The sequence below is a fragment of the Streptomyces sp. NPDC056835 genome (assembly GCF_042789485.1).
Taxonomy (GTDB): Bacteria; Actinomycetota; Actinomycetes; order Streptomycetales; family Streptomycetaceae; genus Streptomyces.
The window spans coordinates 12,908-27,473 of the sequence record NZ_JBHUBB010000045.1 but is presented as its reverse complement, the minus strand read 5'-3'; the positions used below and the strand labels follow the sequence as shown (position 1 = coordinate 27,473).

The 14,566-nt window shown below is 69.7% G+C and carries 15 protein-coding genes; all 15 read right to left on the bottom strand.

The genetic code is table 11. The annotated features are described in order from the left end of the window. Positions 1 to 48: 48 nt before the first annotated feature. Entirely contained in the window at positions 49 to 393 is a 345-nt protein-coding gene (locus ACFRMN_RS34785; protein ID WP_228487106.1) for a hypothetical protein, read from the bottom strand. 613 nt (positions 394 to 1,006) lie between these two features. Continuing rightward, positions 1,007 to 1,771, bottom strand: coding sequence for a 3-deoxy-manno-octulosonate cytidylyltransferase (locus tag ACFRMN_RS34780; protein WP_383027538.1), 765 nt, complete (start codon positions 1,769 to 1,771; stop codon positions 1,007 to 1,009). Between the two features lie 31 nt (positions 1,772 to 1,802). Beyond that, the gene (locus ACFRMN_RS34775) at positions 1,803 to 2,363 is read right to left on the bottom strand and encodes an NUDIX hydrolase (protein ID WP_383027536.1); all 561 of its coding nucleotides are present in this window, start codon (positions 2,361 to 2,363) and stop codon (positions 1,803 to 1,805) included. After that, on the bottom strand, positions 2,360 to 3,481 hold the full coding sequence (locus ACFRMN_RS34770) for an adenosylhomocysteinase (RefSeq protein ID WP_383027534.1): 1,122 nt from the start codon (positions 3,479 to 3,481) through the stop codon (positions 2,360 to 2,362). Before ACFRMN_RS34770 ends, ACFRMN_RS34775 begins: the two co-directional genes overlap by 4 nt. A 31-nt stretch (positions 3,482 to 3,512) precedes the next feature. Further along, positions 3,513 to 4,511, bottom strand: a complete 999-nt coding sequence (locus ACFRMN_RS34765; protein ID WP_383027531.1) for an NAD-dependent epimerase/dehydratase family protein — start codon at positions 4,509 to 4,511, stop codon at positions 3,513 to 3,515. Between the two features lie 35 nt (positions 4,512 to 4,546). Then, positions 4,547 to 5,383: an aminoglycoside phosphotransferase gene (locus ACFRMN_RS34760; protein WP_383027528.1), complete on the bottom strand. Its 837-nt coding sequence runs from the start codon at positions 5,381 to 5,383 to the stop codon at positions 4,547 to 4,549. Continuing rightward, on the bottom strand, positions 5,380 to 6,036 hold the full coding sequence (locus ACFRMN_RS34755; protein WP_156207599.1) for a histidine phosphatase family protein: 657 nt from the start codon (positions 6,034 to 6,036) through the stop codon (positions 5,380 to 5,382). Before ACFRMN_RS34755 ends, ACFRMN_RS34760 begins: the two co-directional genes overlap by 4 nt. Beyond that, the gene (locus tag ACFRMN_RS34750) at positions 6,033 to 6,791 is read right to left on the bottom strand and encodes a phosphotransferase (RefSeq protein ID WP_383027525.1); all 759 of its coding nucleotides are present in this window, start codon (positions 6,789 to 6,791) and stop codon (positions 6,033 to 6,035) included. Before ACFRMN_RS34750 ends, ACFRMN_RS34755 begins: the two co-directional genes overlap by 4 nt. Next, positions 6,788 to 7,639, bottom strand: a complete 852-nt coding sequence (locus ACFRMN_RS34745) for a class I SAM-dependent methyltransferase (RefSeq protein ID WP_383027523.1) — start codon at positions 7,637 to 7,639, stop codon at positions 6,788 to 6,790. Before ACFRMN_RS34745 ends, ACFRMN_RS34750 begins: the two co-directional genes overlap by 4 nt. A gap of 31 nt (positions 7,640 to 7,670) precedes the next feature. Then, complete coding sequence (locus tag ACFRMN_RS34740; RefSeq protein ID WP_156207602.1) at positions 7,671 to 8,180, bottom strand: topology modulation protein; 510 nt, start codon at positions 8,178 to 8,180, stop codon at positions 7,671 to 7,673. Between the two features lie 96 nt (positions 8,181 to 8,276). Beyond that, complete coding sequence (locus tag ACFRMN_RS34735; protein WP_383027520.1) at positions 8,277 to 9,329, bottom strand: hypothetical protein; 1,053 nt, start codon at positions 9,327 to 9,329, stop codon at positions 8,277 to 8,279. Next, complete coding sequence (locus tag ACFRMN_RS34730) at positions 9,326 to 11,044, bottom strand: carbamoyltransferase (RefSeq protein ID WP_383027518.1); 1,719 nt, start codon at positions 11,042 to 11,044, stop codon at positions 9,326 to 9,328. Before ACFRMN_RS34730 ends, ACFRMN_RS34735 begins: the two co-directional genes overlap by 4 nt. An 8-nt stretch (positions 11,045 to 11,052) precedes the next feature. Further along, entirely contained in the window at positions 11,053 to 12,003 is a 951-nt protein-coding gene (locus tag ACFRMN_RS34725; protein ID WP_383027515.1) for a thymidylate synthase, read from the bottom strand. Continuing rightward, positions 12,000 to 13,847 carry a hypothetical protein gene (locus ACFRMN_RS34720; protein ID WP_383027512.1) on the bottom strand — a complete coding sequence of 616 codons (1,848 nt, stop codon included), beginning with the start codon at positions 13,845 to 13,847 and terminating at the stop codon, positions 12,000 to 12,002. Before ACFRMN_RS34720 ends, ACFRMN_RS34725 begins: the two co-directional genes overlap by 4 nt. Then, positions 13,844 to 14,536 carry an HAD family hydrolase gene (locus tag ACFRMN_RS34715; RefSeq protein ID WP_383027509.1) on the bottom strand — a complete coding sequence of 231 codons (693 nt, stop codon included), beginning with the start codon at positions 14,534 to 14,536 and terminating at the stop codon, positions 13,844 to 13,846. Before ACFRMN_RS34715 ends, ACFRMN_RS34720 begins: the two co-directional genes overlap by 4 nt. Positions 14,537 to 14,566: the final 30 nt, after the last annotated feature.

The following is a 14,566-nucleotide window of genomic DNA, read 5'->3' as shown; positions in this document are numbered from 1 at the left end:
CCTGCAGAGTGCAGACTTGGTCAGTGCGAGATTGCGGATCGTGCGGAGCTACCGCCGACGCCGCGGCGGGGCAACCGGATGCGCCAACGAATACTCCAACAGGCTGATCACATCGTCTCCGGTAGCGGACTGGCGACGTGCCAGGCGCTTGATCAATGACGCTGAAAGCTCAGCCTGCTTCTCCTCGTGGCTGTCGAAATCGACGCGCGCTTGAATGAGGGCTGATGGGTAGCGCCGAAGCACTTCTTGCCGGATGCGCTCAGGGACGTAGCGCTCGATTTCGACGGCCGTCAGAGAGGTGCCGTGGTCCATCCACTCGTGTGCGATCTCATGGAGGATTATGTGTTCTGTTTGATTTCTGCTTGAGCGGCGACGATAGAGAATGATGGTCACCTCGGGAGTTTTCACCCGAAGGCCGCACGCTGTCCCCAGGCCCCCGTCGGGGTCGTCCAGTGGGACCAACTGGATCTGACGCCCCAGCGCGCTTTCCATATTGCTCACCAGCGCCTCGACACTGAAGGGGGTTGGTATAGGGAGATCAGCGAGTTTCCTCTCGCATTCCCTCACAAGGGCGCGACGTGAAGGATCCCTACGCCAACGCATAGTCGCTCCATTCTCACTGCAGACCCCATACCTCAACGCGCGTACGCGAGGCGCTGGCAGGCTGGAGCCCGTATTCGATGCGCACGGCGCTAGACCGGCACGCACTGTCCGCACCTAAGCGTACAAGGGGGATTAAGTGATCATGAGAGAAGAACGTGTTGCAAAGGTCACCCGGGTGTGACGGATCACTAGAGCAAGGCAAGATCAAAAGCAGCCGGTAGACTCTCCTATTGATCTTGAAATGCCTTTGGAGTGCGCTCTCGGGAGGCACTCTGTTTCTCACCAAGTACCGTTGCCAAGAAAGTCCGAGAACCTTCGCTAACCCGTCGCCTAAATAACCTAGTTGACGGCCGAGAAATGCAACGAGTCGTCCAACAGGAAGGGTTGCGTTCGTGCGGATGCCTCAGTGACGCTGGTCGAGGAGGCGTTCGGCTCGCGCCAGATCCTCGGGGGTGTCTACTGCCACCCCGTCGTCCAGGACGGGCACCATCCGCACGGCGTGGCCGTGTTCGACGAAGCGCAGCATCTCCACTCCCTCGGCACGCTCCAAGGGCCCCTGCTGGAGCCACCGGAAGTGCTGGAGAGCCTCGCCGGTGAAGCCGTAGAGGCCCAGTTGGCGCAGGTACTTCGGCCGGTCGCCCCTGGGGTACGGGATGGGCTGGCGGGAGAACATGAGGGCCTCGCTGCGGGCCGTGACCACGACCTTGACGACGTTGTGGTCCAGGACGGCGCCGACGTCGACCAGCTCGGTGTAGGCGTTCACGGCGAAGGTGCCGGGCGGAGTAAATTCCAGGGCCTCGGAGACGTCGTTGATGGCGGTCGGCGAGATGAACGGCTCGTCGCCCTGGACGTTGATGTACCCGTCGGCTGGCAGGCGTTCTGCGACCTCCGCGACGCGGTCGGTTCCGGTGAGGTGCTCCCCGGTACGGATGCTGTCGATGCCGAGTTCACGGCACGCTGCTTCGATGCGTTCGTCGTCTGTCGCGACGATGGCTCCGTCGAGGCGTTTGGCCTCCAGGCAGCGCTGGTGGACGTGCCAGAGCAGCGGCTTGTCGCCGAGGAGGGCCAGTGGTTTGCCGGGGAAGCGGGAGGCACCCCAGCGGCACGGTATGACGGCGATGTGCCGGCGCCGTTCGGCGTCGGTCTGTCGGGCTGTGGTGGCGGCCACGGCGTCCTCCTGGTGGTCGGGTTCGGGGGCTTCAACTGAGCTGGGCGAGCTTGGCGCGGACGGTGGGTGAGGAAGTGGTCGCGAACGGCCGCCACTGGTAGCCGTCGGCCTCCTCCTCTTGCAGCATCACCGCGTGATCGGTCGCGAGGTGGAAGGCCCAGCGGAAGTCCACGTGGTGGTGGGCCGGCTCGTTCTTCGACGGGTTCGCGTCGATCGCGTGCACGTCGATGTCGAGGGGGATGTCCTCGTGGCCGGCGAGGGGAACGACGGCGCTCGGCGGGATGCCGGCCTCCTCGTGCAGTTCGCGCAGGGCGGCGTCGCGCAGGCGCTGGTCGGACGGTTCGTTGTGCCCACCGGGCACCAGAAGTTTCCCGGACGCCTTGTGCAGGATGTGGAGCACGTGCCGTTCACCGTTGATGACGATGGCGCTGCAGGTCACGTGGGCGGGGAAGGTCTTGCGGCTGGTGGGATCGCCCGCGCCCGCGAGTACGTCGAACAGCATCGTCAGGGAGGCGCGCTCGTCCGGGTGGCGGGCTAGGTACGCCTCGGTGACGGCGCGGACGTGTCCGGTGGAGGGTGGCAACGAAGTCACCTTTCGAAGTGGCGGAGCCAGGTTCTGGCGATGGTGTCGCGGTCGGCCGCCGGCATCTCGTGCAGTCCGGGCTGGAATCGCGCGTGGCTGAGTGCGGCGGTGGCCGCGAGTATCTCGGCCTGGACGAGGTGGATGTAGGTGCCGACAGCGGCGCCGTGCACGAAGTTGACTGCACCGCCGTCGGCGAGCACGTAGAAGTAGTGGCCGGTGACCTCGTACCGGGTCAACTGGGGTCCGACGAGCTGGCGTTCGTAGAGGTCATCGAGGCTGCTGAGTTCGAGTTCGTCCTCGGAGGAGGTCACCGATCCGAGGTATGCCCCGTTGCGCAGGGCGGCGAAATCCTCGTGCCGTAGGGCGAGATTGCCAGTGGCGCAGAGGACGAGTTCCGCGTCGTGGACGGCCTCGGTAGTGGACGAGCTGGTGCGGAAGCCGAGAGCGTGTGCCTGTACCCGCTTGACCGCGTCGTTGTCGTACACGGTGACGCGCAGGTCCTGGGCGCGCAGGGTCTGCGCAATCGAGCGGCCGATCTTTCCGAAGCCGATGACACAGGCGCTGCGGCTCGTGAGGATGTCCCCTCGGGCGCGGACGAGGGCGTCGGTGGAGAACACGATGGACCGGCCGACGAGGTGGTCCTCGCAGTCCTTGAGCGGGGAGCGGGCCACGGACACGACCGGGCACGGCAGCGAGCCGAGTGCTGCGTACCGCTGGTGTCCGTTCTCGGTGTCCTCGACGACGCCGAGGATGCGGCCGGAGAACTTGTTCACGAGGGTGTCGAGGCTGGGCGCGAAGTACCCGCCGATGTCGACCAAGACGACGTCTTGGCCGCCGGCCGTGTCCTCCAGATAGTGCAGGGCCTGGGTCTCGTCGGTGAACCGCTCCCGGGTCAGGTCGTGAACCGGCAGGGTGTGGCGGACAGTGTCGAGGGTCTGCTGGTGGATCGACCGGGGCTTGGGTAGTACGGCGCCGATCGTGGACACCGCGGTCATAGCGCGCAAGAACGCGGGGCGCTCCGGGAGCAGGTGGGTGATGACCAACGTCGTGATCGCCTGCCCGGCGGGGAACTGCGCGGTGATCCTCCGGAAGAAGGCGTCCAGCCGTGCTCGCTCGGGGGTCTCCATGGGCACTCCTCTCGGGTTCCCAGGCGCAGGGCTACGCGGCCCGGCTGTAGTCCGGTACTGGGGCGGCCAAAGCCTGCATGTGGGCGCGCAGCCCGCTGTGGAGGTCGACGCGCGGCTGCCAGCCGAGGACCTCTCCCGCGCGGCCGGGGTCGGCACGCGTGAGGAGGACGTCCCCGCTGCGCGCGTGGTCCTGGTGGAGCTGGATCTCGCGGCCGGTGAGGCTGTTGGCGATGTTGATCACGTCCAGCAGGGACGCGTTCGAGCCGCCGCCGACGTTGATGGTGCCGTGCGCGTTCGGGACGGTACCGGCGGCGATCGTGGCGGCGACCACGTCGTCGATGTAGGTGAAGTCGCGACGCTGGTGGCCGTCTCCGTAAAGGCGCAGGGGTTGTCCGGTCAGGGCGGCGTACAGGGCGCGGTGGGTGAACATGTCGGCGCGCTGCCGGGGGCCGTAGACGGTGAAATACCGCAGGGCGACCACGCTGGGGCCGACGGGGCGCTCGGCGTAGGCGAGGCAGAGCTGCTCCTCGGCCAGCTTGGTCACGGCGTACGGGGAGGCGGGGTTGGGGCAGTCGGTCTCGCGGCTCGCGTCGCCGTCGGTCGGGCCGTAGACGCTGGAGGAGGAGGCTACGACCAATCGGGATACGCCGATCCGGGTGGAGGCTTCGAGGACGCGGTGGGTGGCCAGCACGTTGGACGCGAGGTAGTCACCGAACTGCGGTCCCCAGGAGGGCCGTACACCGGGGATGCCGGCGAGGTGGAAGACCACGTCGGCGTCGATCACGAGCGGGTCGATCGCGCAGTGGAGGAGATCGGCAGTGACGTGGTGGTATCCCGGGCGGCCCCGCAGCGCGGCAAGGTTGGCAGCGGCCGTCGGGTCGGTGGACGGGTCTCGGCGGTCCACGCCAATCACGGTGGTGCCGGCCTGGACGAGGGCGTGGGCGAGGTGGAAGCCGATGAATCCGGCGGAGCCGGTCACCACGGCCCGTCGGGGGGAAGCGTTGGTCGGGGGCTGCTCGTGCTGTGGCACGGAGATCTCCAGAGTGGTGTCGTCTAAGGGGCTGGTCAGGTGAGCCGGGACAGGACGGTTCTGCCGTGCGCGCTGAGGGCGGCGTCGTTCTCCTGGTGGCCCTTGACCAGGGCTGTGGCCGCCTCGATGGCGCCGAAGGACTCCAGGAGGCGTCGTTCGAGGTCGTTGGGTGAGCGTCCGTAGCCGTCGAAGAAGGCGGTGCGGAGGTGGGGGGCGGCCTGCCAGCGTCGGAATTCGAGCCGGGCAAAGTCGCGGACCCGGGCGTCGCGTCGCATGTGCTCGAAGTCGTAGATGCCGAAGGTGTCGCCGAGCAGCCAGTTGCGCGGCTGATAGTCGAGGTGGCAGATCGCGCTGTCCATGTGGCTGGTGCCCAGGATCACCGCGTGGTGCTTCAGCAGGTTCTCCTCGGCCGCGTCGAGCAGGTCGGCGTGGACGGCCCGGTCGATCCACCCCTGGAACCGCTCGGCGAGCGAGGCGCCGACGGCACCGCCCTGGGGCATGGCCGTGGCTCGGTGCAGCTTGCCCAGCACGTGCCCGGCCTCGTGGTGGGCCAGCTCCTCCTCGGGCGAGCCCGGAGCGAAGGTGTCCGCGCGGTCGCCTGCGAGTGCGGTGAGCAGCAGGGTGTGGGTGGCATCATCCCGGCCGACCAACACCGGTGCATGGCCGGTCAGATGGGTGACCCACGCCCCGTAGGCGTGGAGTTCTCCGGCGTACCGGTCTCGCTCCGCGTGCTGCTTCGCGATGAACTGACGCCCGTCGCCAGCCACCAGGCGTACGACGCGGGGCGGGAGCGCGGGGTCCGCTGCGATGTCGACTGTGCCGAGGAGGAGGTGCGCCAGTTGTATCCGGGGGTCGCGCGAGGTCGCGATCACGGGGTCGGCTCCGGCGTGAGGAGGCTGAGGTGCTCGGTGTCGTTGTGCCGGTCGAGCATCCAGCGGGTCTGGCCCAGGCGGTTGCGGTGGTGCTGCCAGCGGGTGATGGAGGCGTGGTTGTGGGTGAATCCGGCGGGCGAGCCGATCGGGATGCCCAGCAGCAGGGTGTGTGCGGTGATCACCGTCTCCCCGTGGGCGGCGAAGACGACGCGCTTGCCGTGGTTCTCCTTGATGAGCTGGCTCAGGTTCCTGCTGGCGCGCTCCAGGAACCCGTTCCAGGTGTCGGAGCCCTTGGCCCAGGGCGTGTCGGGGTGGGCGTGCGGGCCGCCGTCGGCGGCCGTCTTCACCGCGTCCCAGGGCCGGCCGTCGGCGTCGCCGTGGACCGGTCCGTCGAGTCGCTCGTCGTGGTGCACGGGGATCTGGAGCGTCTGGGCGATGATCTCGCCGGTCTGGACAAGTCGGATCCGCGGGCCGGTGTAGATGACGTCGAAGGGCTTCTTCAGGTGCTCGGTGGCCAGGCGGCGTGCGGCTTGTTCGGCTTGGGCGTAACCGAGGTTGGTCAGGCCGGTGCAGGTGCGCGGGCCCCCGACGAGGCCGTCGGCGTTGCACTGGGCCTGGCCGTGCCGGACGAAGACGAGTTCGGTGGTGATCATGAGGCTCCTCGGTGCGTGAAACGGAGGGGCAGGGTGTAGTGGTAGCCGTTGCGGCCGACGTACGGGGCGGTGAGCACGGCGTGCAGGCCCAGGAAGCTGTCGAGCTGGCCCCGGTCCGTCGTGCCCAGCCGGGCGTCGTAGCGTCGGGCTGCCGCGTTGTACGCGAGCAGGGCGGTAGTGACGGCTTGGTCCGTGAGCGGCCCGTAGGTCAGGTGGAGCGTTGCGACGAGCTTGGCGAGGTCGTAGCCCAGCGGGGCGAGAGACAGGTCGTCGGTGTCGACGGCGACGATGTCTTGCGCGGTGATGATGAAGTTCCGCGGGTTGCTGTCCTTGTAGAAGGCGCACGGGCCCTCGGCGGTCGCCTGCAGCAGGCCGAGCATCGCGTGCAGGGCCGTCTTGTTGGGCAGGTAGCCCTGCTCGTGGCGTCGCCGTAGAGCGACCTTCCGGGGACCGAGGTAGTCGTCAAACAGCGTGCCGTCCTCGAAGTGGTGCGGGGTGTCCAGCGACGCGGAGTGCAGGTCGCTGGCCCAGGCGGCACCGTGGGCGTGGCCGAGCAGTTCCGCCACGCGCGGGAGGTCCTCGGGACGTACGGGGCGGCCCTCGATCCGTTCGAACGTCAGGAACCGCGGTCCGGCAGTGTGGAGGGCCGGCTGCCGCAGCGGCTTGGCGTGCGCGGTGAGCCACCGGTAGTGGCGCACCGCCCCCGCCGCGCGCTCCGGTTCCGCGTAGTGCTTGGTGAACGAGGCGTGGCTCATGCCGGCTCTCCTCCTTCCTTCGGCTGGGCAACGACGAAGGTGATCCGGGACCGGGTGGTCAGCGGCTGGTCGGGAAGGAACTCGTGCAGGGTCGCCGCCAGGGCACCGGGGTTGCCGTACAGGCCGGGCGCCAGGTCGTACTTGGGGTTGGTGGCCAGGTACTGCGCCGTGTGGTCGTGGCCGTCGAAGGTGAAGACGTGCTCCTCGTCCAGGACGGCGATCACGTCGAGCGAGGAGGCGGCCACGTCGGCGAGGTTGCCGCTGTGGGCTGCGGTGTAGAGGCTCTCGTGCTGGGCGGCATGCGGATCGAGGCCGGCGGCGGCGACCAGCTGGTCCATCTCCCGGTAGCTGTCGAGGCCCTTGGTGACGAGCACGGCCACACCACCGGGGGCGAGGACCCTGGCGATCTGTCCGACGACGTCCTGGGGGCGCGGCGAGTGGTAGAGGCAGAACGCCGCGACGACGATGTCGCTCGACCCGTCGGGCAGAGGGAGGTCGTGGAAGTCGCCTTCGACGAAGTCCACCGTGCTGTCGGGCAGGTCCTTGGCGCGCTCGCGGGCCTGGGCGAGCAGGGAGGGGGCGGCGTCCAGACCCACGAGGCGCTCGGGCCGGAGCTGCTCGGCGATGACGCGACTGCTCGTGCCACGACCGCAGCCGATGTCGAGCACCACGCCGAGCCGGTCGGGCCGGGCGTGATGGGTCTGCACCAGGCTGACGATCGTCTCGGGCACCGGGTGGCCGGCGGTCTTGGCGCGCATCAGGGCGCTGGTGCGCCCGGCCAGCCGAGAGGCGTGTCCGTACAGCTCCGACTGTCGGGCGGGGTCCAGGAACGGGTTGGGCTCGTTCATGCCGCACCCCCTGGCCGGGGGCGCGGGCCGGTCAGGACTGCTCGGCGGCGACCTTCCGCAGCCAGCGGCGCGTCTGACGCCGGTTGGCCAGCAGCACCACGTCGGTGCCGGAGCCGAACTCCTCGATCTTCGCCATCACGCGGGGCCGCATCTTGCGCCGGTACGTGGCGACGTACTTGATCACGCCCCAGTGGATGCGGTTGTGCACCCCGTTGCCCTTGTGCCCGGCCCCGTGCCGGATCTGCCGGGAGAAGATCCCGTACAGCGCCGCCACGGTCGACACGTCCATCAGGACCACCGTGTCGCAGGCTTCGAGTCGTACCTGCAGCGTCGAGTTGTAGTTGCCGTCGATCACCCACCGCGGCTGCGCGACCAGCTCGCGCTGGACGTCGGTGAACTTGTCCATGGGCAACGCGTTCCACTCGTCGTCGTAGAACGCGGCGTCCAGGTGCGTCACCGGGGCGTCGAGGATCCTGCCCAGTTCGCGGGCCACGTGGGATTTGCCGCTGCCTCCGCAGCCGACGATGGCGACCTTTTTCATGGTGCTCCAGCGTAGAGAGGTTCGGGTGTCCGGCGGACCCATCCTCCGGGACGCGCCCGGAGGATCCGCGCGCCATGGTCGATCGAGCGGTCTGCATCAGGCAGCTCCCCGCTCGGTCGCCGTGGTCTGGAGGAGGCCGTGCAGGACGGACTCCAGGGTGTTGACCTGCTTGCACAGGCCGAACAGGCGCAGGCGGTCCACACATGCGGCGATCAGGGCGGCGTGCTGCTCAGTGCCGGCGATTTCGCTCAGGTAGGAGAGGCGTTCGAGGACGTCGTCGCCGGAGCGCACGACCAGTTCCTTCGGGACGAACCGGTCGGCGAAGCGGATGTCCGCCGGGGCCAGCGGCAGGCAGCCGGCGAGCACGGCCTCGAAGATGCGCTGGGTCATCTGCCCGACGGCGGCGTACCGCTCGGGCAGCATGAGCACCGTGGCCAGGGACCGGCCGTAGACGCCAGCGGCGTCCTCGAACGGGATCCGGCCCGCGAACCGGACGTGCGGCCAGCGGCCGGTCTTGGTCCACTTCCCGGCGACCAGGTGCTCGACGCGAGCGGCTGCCGGGGCGAAGAAGCGGTCGAAGGACTCGTCGCGGTCGTACTGATTGCCCACGTAGCCGAGCCCGAGATCCCGGGGCCGCGCCGCCAGGGTGAGGGGATCAGCCTGGGCGAGGAGGTCCTCGGCGACGGGGAAGAGCAGCGAGTGCGCGCCGAGCGTCGGGGCGAGCGCGGCCTCGCAGACGCGGGTGTGGTCCGTACGGCGCCACACGCTCTCGGCGCGCAGGGTGCGGTCCTTGTCCCAGATGACGGTGGGCGTCCGGTGCCGGGCCGTGTAGTGGTTGATGAGCTGGGCCTGCCGGTGGAGGTCGCAGGTGTGCCCCTCGCTGCCACACACAGTGGTGTTGCGGCCGGGGATCGCCCAGCGCCACTCCAGGAACAGAGCGTCGATGCCGGGCAGGCCGTCGTCGAAGGTGTACGCGCCGCCGAGGTCGTCATCGGCTTCGAGGCGGTCACGGTCGGGCTGGAGGAAGACGATCTCGTGACCGCGGGCAAGGAGGGCGTCGATGAAGGGGCGGCGGTGGCTGCGGCCTCCGTCGGGGGTGTCGGTGACGCCGTTGCCGAGGAAGCCCCAGAAGCTGTATCCGATCTTCATTTGGTGATCCACCGCCCTTCGAGGAGCAGGGCGTCGAGGCCGGAGTTGGCCAGGCAGTCCAGGGCCATCTCGGGTGTCCCGCAGATCGGCTTGCCCTTGACGTTGAGGGAGGTGTTGATCAGCACGGGGATGCCGGTTCGGCGGCCGAAGGCGGTCAGCACCGCGTGCATGAACGGGTTCTGCGACCGGGTGACGGTCTGCAGGCGGGAGGTGCCGTTGGCGTGCACGATGGCCGGCACCCGCTCGTGCGTCAGGTCCGTCACCCCGGAGGCCATGGACATGTACGGGGCCTGCTGGCCGAGGGTGAAGAACTCGGCGGCGCGCTCGGCCGGGACCATGGGGGCGAAGGGCCGGAACGGCTCACGGAACTTCACGGTGGCGTTGAGCCGCTCGACGACGCCGGGCTCCAGCGGGGAGGCGAGGATCGAGCGGTTACCCAGGGCACGCGGCCCGGCTTCAACCCCTCCCTGGAAGAGTCCGGCGATCATGCCGTGGGCGAGCTGGTCGGCGAGGAACTCAGCGGTCTCGATGCCGAGGGTCTTCTGGCGGAGGCCGGGCCAGGGGGTCAGGTCGAGGGACTGGTCCTCGTAGGAGGGGCCGAGGTAACAGTGGCGGGCGATGCCGGCGACAGGGCGAGGCGTGCGCGCGTCGACGTGCACGGCGAGGGCGGCCCCGATCGCAGTTCCGGCGTCCCCCGGTGCCGGCGGGACGAACACCTCGTCGAAGATGCCGGCTTCGATGATCTTCCCGATGCTCACGCAGTTCGTGGCGACGCCGCCGCCCACGCACAGGCGCCGGGAGCCGGTGAGCACTCTGGCGCGGCGGGCCAGGTGGACCATCACCTGCTCGGTCCGCTCCTGGAGGGCAGCCGCCAGGTCTCGGTGGACGTCAGTGAGCGGTTCGCTCGGGTGCCGCTCAGGGCAGGTCTCGGCGACGAACCGCCGGGATGTCCTCGGGTACCCCGAGGTGAGGGTGCGCGCCGGGAAGTAGCCGGGGTGGATGCGGAAGCCCGTGGCCGTCGTGCGGACGGCCGTGCTGAACAGGTGGCGGAAGCGGGCGGGGGCACCGAGGGCGGCCAGCGCCATGACGGTGCCTTCTTCGTCGCCCCGGCGCCAGCCCAGGTGCTCGGTGACGGCGCCGTACACGTAACCGAGGGAGGCCGGGTCGTTGATCGCTTCCAGGGTCTGGACGCGGGGGTGCTGAACGCCATGGCCGTGGGCGATCGTGGTGGTCTGCCGCTCGCCTAGGCTGTCGACGACGAGTACGGCCGCTTCGTCCCAGCCGGAGGCGGCGTAGGCCGTGAGCTGGTGGGCGCGGTGGTGCAGGACCGGTGTGACGCGGGCCGAGGGGAACTGGCTGCCGAGGACGCGTAGCCGCCGCCGGGTGCGCAGGGCGACCTTGGCGAACCCGTGGGCGCGGGCCAGGCTCCGGTCGCGTGTCATTGGCGAGAGCGCCATGCGCAGGGCGGCGGGCGACTCGGCGAGGTAGCGAGTGGGCTGGAAGTTGTAGGCGACGGCGTCCACGTCGGTGGCGCTCAGCTTGGCCTGGTCGAGGAGCCATCCCACGGCGCGGGCCGGGTAGAGCTTGGTGTGCTTCTGCTCGGAGAGGCGTTCCTCCTCGACGAAGCCGACGAGTTCACCGTCCACGAGAAGGGCGGCCGACGAGTCGTGGGTGTACGAGCACAGGCCGAGGATCACGGAGAGGGTGCGCTTCATGGCGGCGGTCACCTTGCCCCGGCCGTCGCGGCGCGATTGGTCGAGCGCCGCTCCAGCTCTCCGTACCAGGCGGTGAGGGCTTGGCCGAGGGGCCCGTCGATCGTGTCGGCCGCCCGCCACGCCTGCTCTCGCTTGCCGTCCTTCCACAGCCGGTAGCTGCGCAGCGTCTCGGCCATCGCGTCCCAGCCGGGGTGGCCGGTCACGTCACGGGCCTCGACCTGGTCGAGCAGGCCGCCGAAGCCGTTCCAGGGTGTTCGCAGGTCGGACATGATCTCGCTCGCCGGGAGCGAGGTGAGCATGTCGGCCTGCTCGATGTGCTCGTCGTAGATGTGCAGCGAGCCGATGTGCAGGTGAAACTCGCCGAGTTCCGCATCGAGCCATCCGGCGACCAGCTCGTGCAACACGGTGTAGAAGAACACGTCGTACGGCATGCCGATCCATACGTCCTGGCCGCGCATCATGGTCGCCATGTGCAGGCGGCCGGCGCGCAGGTGGAACCGGAACCCAAGGGTGCACGGCACGTCCTTGTGCCCTGCGGCGTCCTGGGCCGGGTCGTAGAGCTGGATCAGGGCTCGCCGGGAGTCGGGGTCGGCTTGGAGGATCTCGACGACGCGGGCGAGCTGGTCGACCTTGCCGGCCCAGTTCCGCATCCTGGGGCCGTACGCCCCCAGGAGGACGCCTTCGTCGGCGAACTGCCGCAGCCGGTTGTTGTAGTCGAAGATCCACGGGGCGTCGGAGCCGGACAGGTGCCAGACCGTCTCGGCCACGGCGAAGGCCGGATTCACGATGCGGGCGGGCGGGGCGTAGAGCAGGCGGGCACGCGGCTGGGTGAGCAGCAGGTGCACATCGCGGACTTCGTGGGTGGCCATGCCCCGGGGGCTGATCTTCTCGCCGGACTTGGCCAGCGTGACGGCGCCGGAGAACAGCTCGGCGATGCTGTCGGCTGTGAGGGATGTCATCGGACGGATGCTCCTTCGTCCTTGGGCGACGCAGCGGCGCCCGGGTGATGGTGGGTGGAGTCGTCGGCCCTCGGGCCGGAGGGGGCGCGGTCGGTGATGAGCCGGGCGATCCGAGCGGCGCTGTCGCCGCGCCACCGGCAGACCGCGTCCAAGGCCGCCCGCGGGATCGGCGCAGGGCCCGCGCGCAAGCCGGAGAGTGCTTCGGCGACCTCACCGGCGGCCTCGCACCGGGTCGCCAGTCCGTGACTGGTCAGGCCCAGGGTGCGTTCGCCCGGCGGGCCGATTTCGAGGACCGGGATGCCGAGCAGCGCGGCTTCGATCCCGCACGTCGAGTACGCGCTCGCCAGGACGTCCGCGCCAGCGAGGCAGCCTCGGGCTCCGACTCGGGGATCGGCCACCGCGATGGGCGGCCCGGCGTCCCGCTTCACCAGAGCGGTGAAGGCGTCAGCTCCCTGCGCCGGGTGTGGAGCGATGACGAGCCCCCAGTCGCCGTCCGCCTCGGCGAGCCCGTCCAGGAGGAGGTCCGCGTGGGACTTGAGGTGATCGGGGTTGAAGGGCTGGCAGGCCCACACCGCGATCCGGGTCGGCGCGCGTCGGCCCCCCGGAGCGAGCAGGTTCTCCAGGTACCGCCGTTGTGCCTGGCGGCTCAGGCTGTTGAGGACGTCGAAGCGGGGCTGCCCGAGGACGTGCACCTCGGCCTCGGGGTGGCGCGCCCACCCTCGGCCCAGGGCAAGGTCCCGCTCGCCCATGACGATGATGTCGCGGCTGTGCAGGGCCGGCCAGGCGACCGATTCCGGCGTCCACGCCCCGTGCTGGACGTGCACCGAGTTCGCTCCGTGCCGCTCGGCGGCGTGCGCGGCCAGCACGCCCAGTGGGCTGGTGTCGTTGCTCAGCAGGACGGTGTGCGGCCGGGTGGTCGACAGGATGTCGTCGAGCCAGCTCTCCGCCCGCACCACCGTCCGCCACGACGGTTGGGTGCAGCCCCCGCTGGTCTCCAAGAGAACGGACAAGAGCCTTACGAGCCGGGCAAGTTGGATGCCGTGGCCTTCCACTTGGACGACGTGCTCGTCGTCGGGGCGGTGGAGGCCCTCGGCGGTGCCGGAGACGGTGAAGAGGTCGCTCGGAGCCGCGCGCAGCTCGAAACCCATTGCCGGTCCCGCGCTGCATCGTTCGGCGGCATCAGTGGCGAGATCGAGCAGGAGGCTCCTCTGCCCGCCTCGCGCCAGCTCGGCGAGAACGGGGGTCAGCGTGGCGGCATGGCGGGAGGTCCACGACAGCGCCAGAACGTCCTGCCGTCCGAGATCCGAGGGGAAGGGACTCGGCTCCGTGTTCGCCGTACTCGTCCGGGCGCGGTTCCGGAGCTGGGCGGAGTGGGTCGGGTTGTGCGGTGCCGCAGCACCGAGCACGTACGCGACGCCGGACCATGTCACGGTGTAGGCCAGGTACTCCCGCGAGCTGCTCGAACGCAGTCCCACGAGACCTTCGTAGGGGGCCAGGATCAGGGGCCCTGGGGCGGAGGCGAACGGTGCCCAGGAGTTCAGGGCCAGGAGCTTGCGCACGATCTCGGCGACGAAGCGTCGCACGGGGACGTGCTGAACGTAGAGCCAGTCGGCTCCGCCCGGGGTGGCGGCCCACTTGGCGCTGTAGCGGTCGACGGCCTCCATGACGTCTTCGACGCCGGAGCGCAGTAACTGCTTGTCGACGGCCGTCGCATCAAGGTCCGTCGTGTGGATGTGGTCGGTTCGCGCGTGCGCCAGGGCGCCGGTTCTGACGAGAGTCCACGTCGGCTTCCCGACGTTGGAGGAGCGGACCAGGCCGAGGCCACCAGTGGTGCGGGGGCTCACACCGTGCTCCCCTCGACGAGCTGCTTGGCGGGGAGGAGGCTCAGCATTTCCCTGGGGGACGAGACCGTCTCCGGGGCGGGAGCCGTCGGCTGCCCGTAGCCCCACCCAGCGTGCACATAAGGGACGCCGGCGCGTGCGGCCGACTCCTGGTCGACCGCCATGTCACCCACGTAGACGGCGGAGGCGGGGTCGACTCCCAGGTCGACCAGCGCCAGGAGGAGCGGGTCCGGGGCCGGCTTCGTCCGGCCCGCGCCGGCGGGCGTGCGGATGGTCGCGAAGGGACACCCGAGGCGCGCGAGGAGCGGGGCCGCCCGGTCGACGTGCTTGGACGTCACGACGCCCAGCCGCCAGTCGGCGGCCACGAAGGCGTGGAGCGTCTCGACGATGCCGGCGAACTCCTCCGCGAGGTGCGCGGTGGCCACGGACTCCGCCTCGTACGTCCGGCGAACCGCCTCGGCATCGGTCACACCCAGCCGCTGCATGATGTCGCCGAACTCCCGGCCCAGGTGGCGCTCGTAGTCACGGAAGGGGAGCGCGACGCCATGGATCTCCTGGACCCTCTGCCACGCCTTCCGCATCACGGGACGCGTATCGAGCAGGACCCCGTCGAGGTCGAGGAGAAGAGCGCGCGACCTCTGGTCGTTCGGCGCGGCCGGAGCCGGTGGCAAGTCGTGAGCGGGAACGGTCATGATCATCCTCTCGTCAGGGTGTCGTCGTGC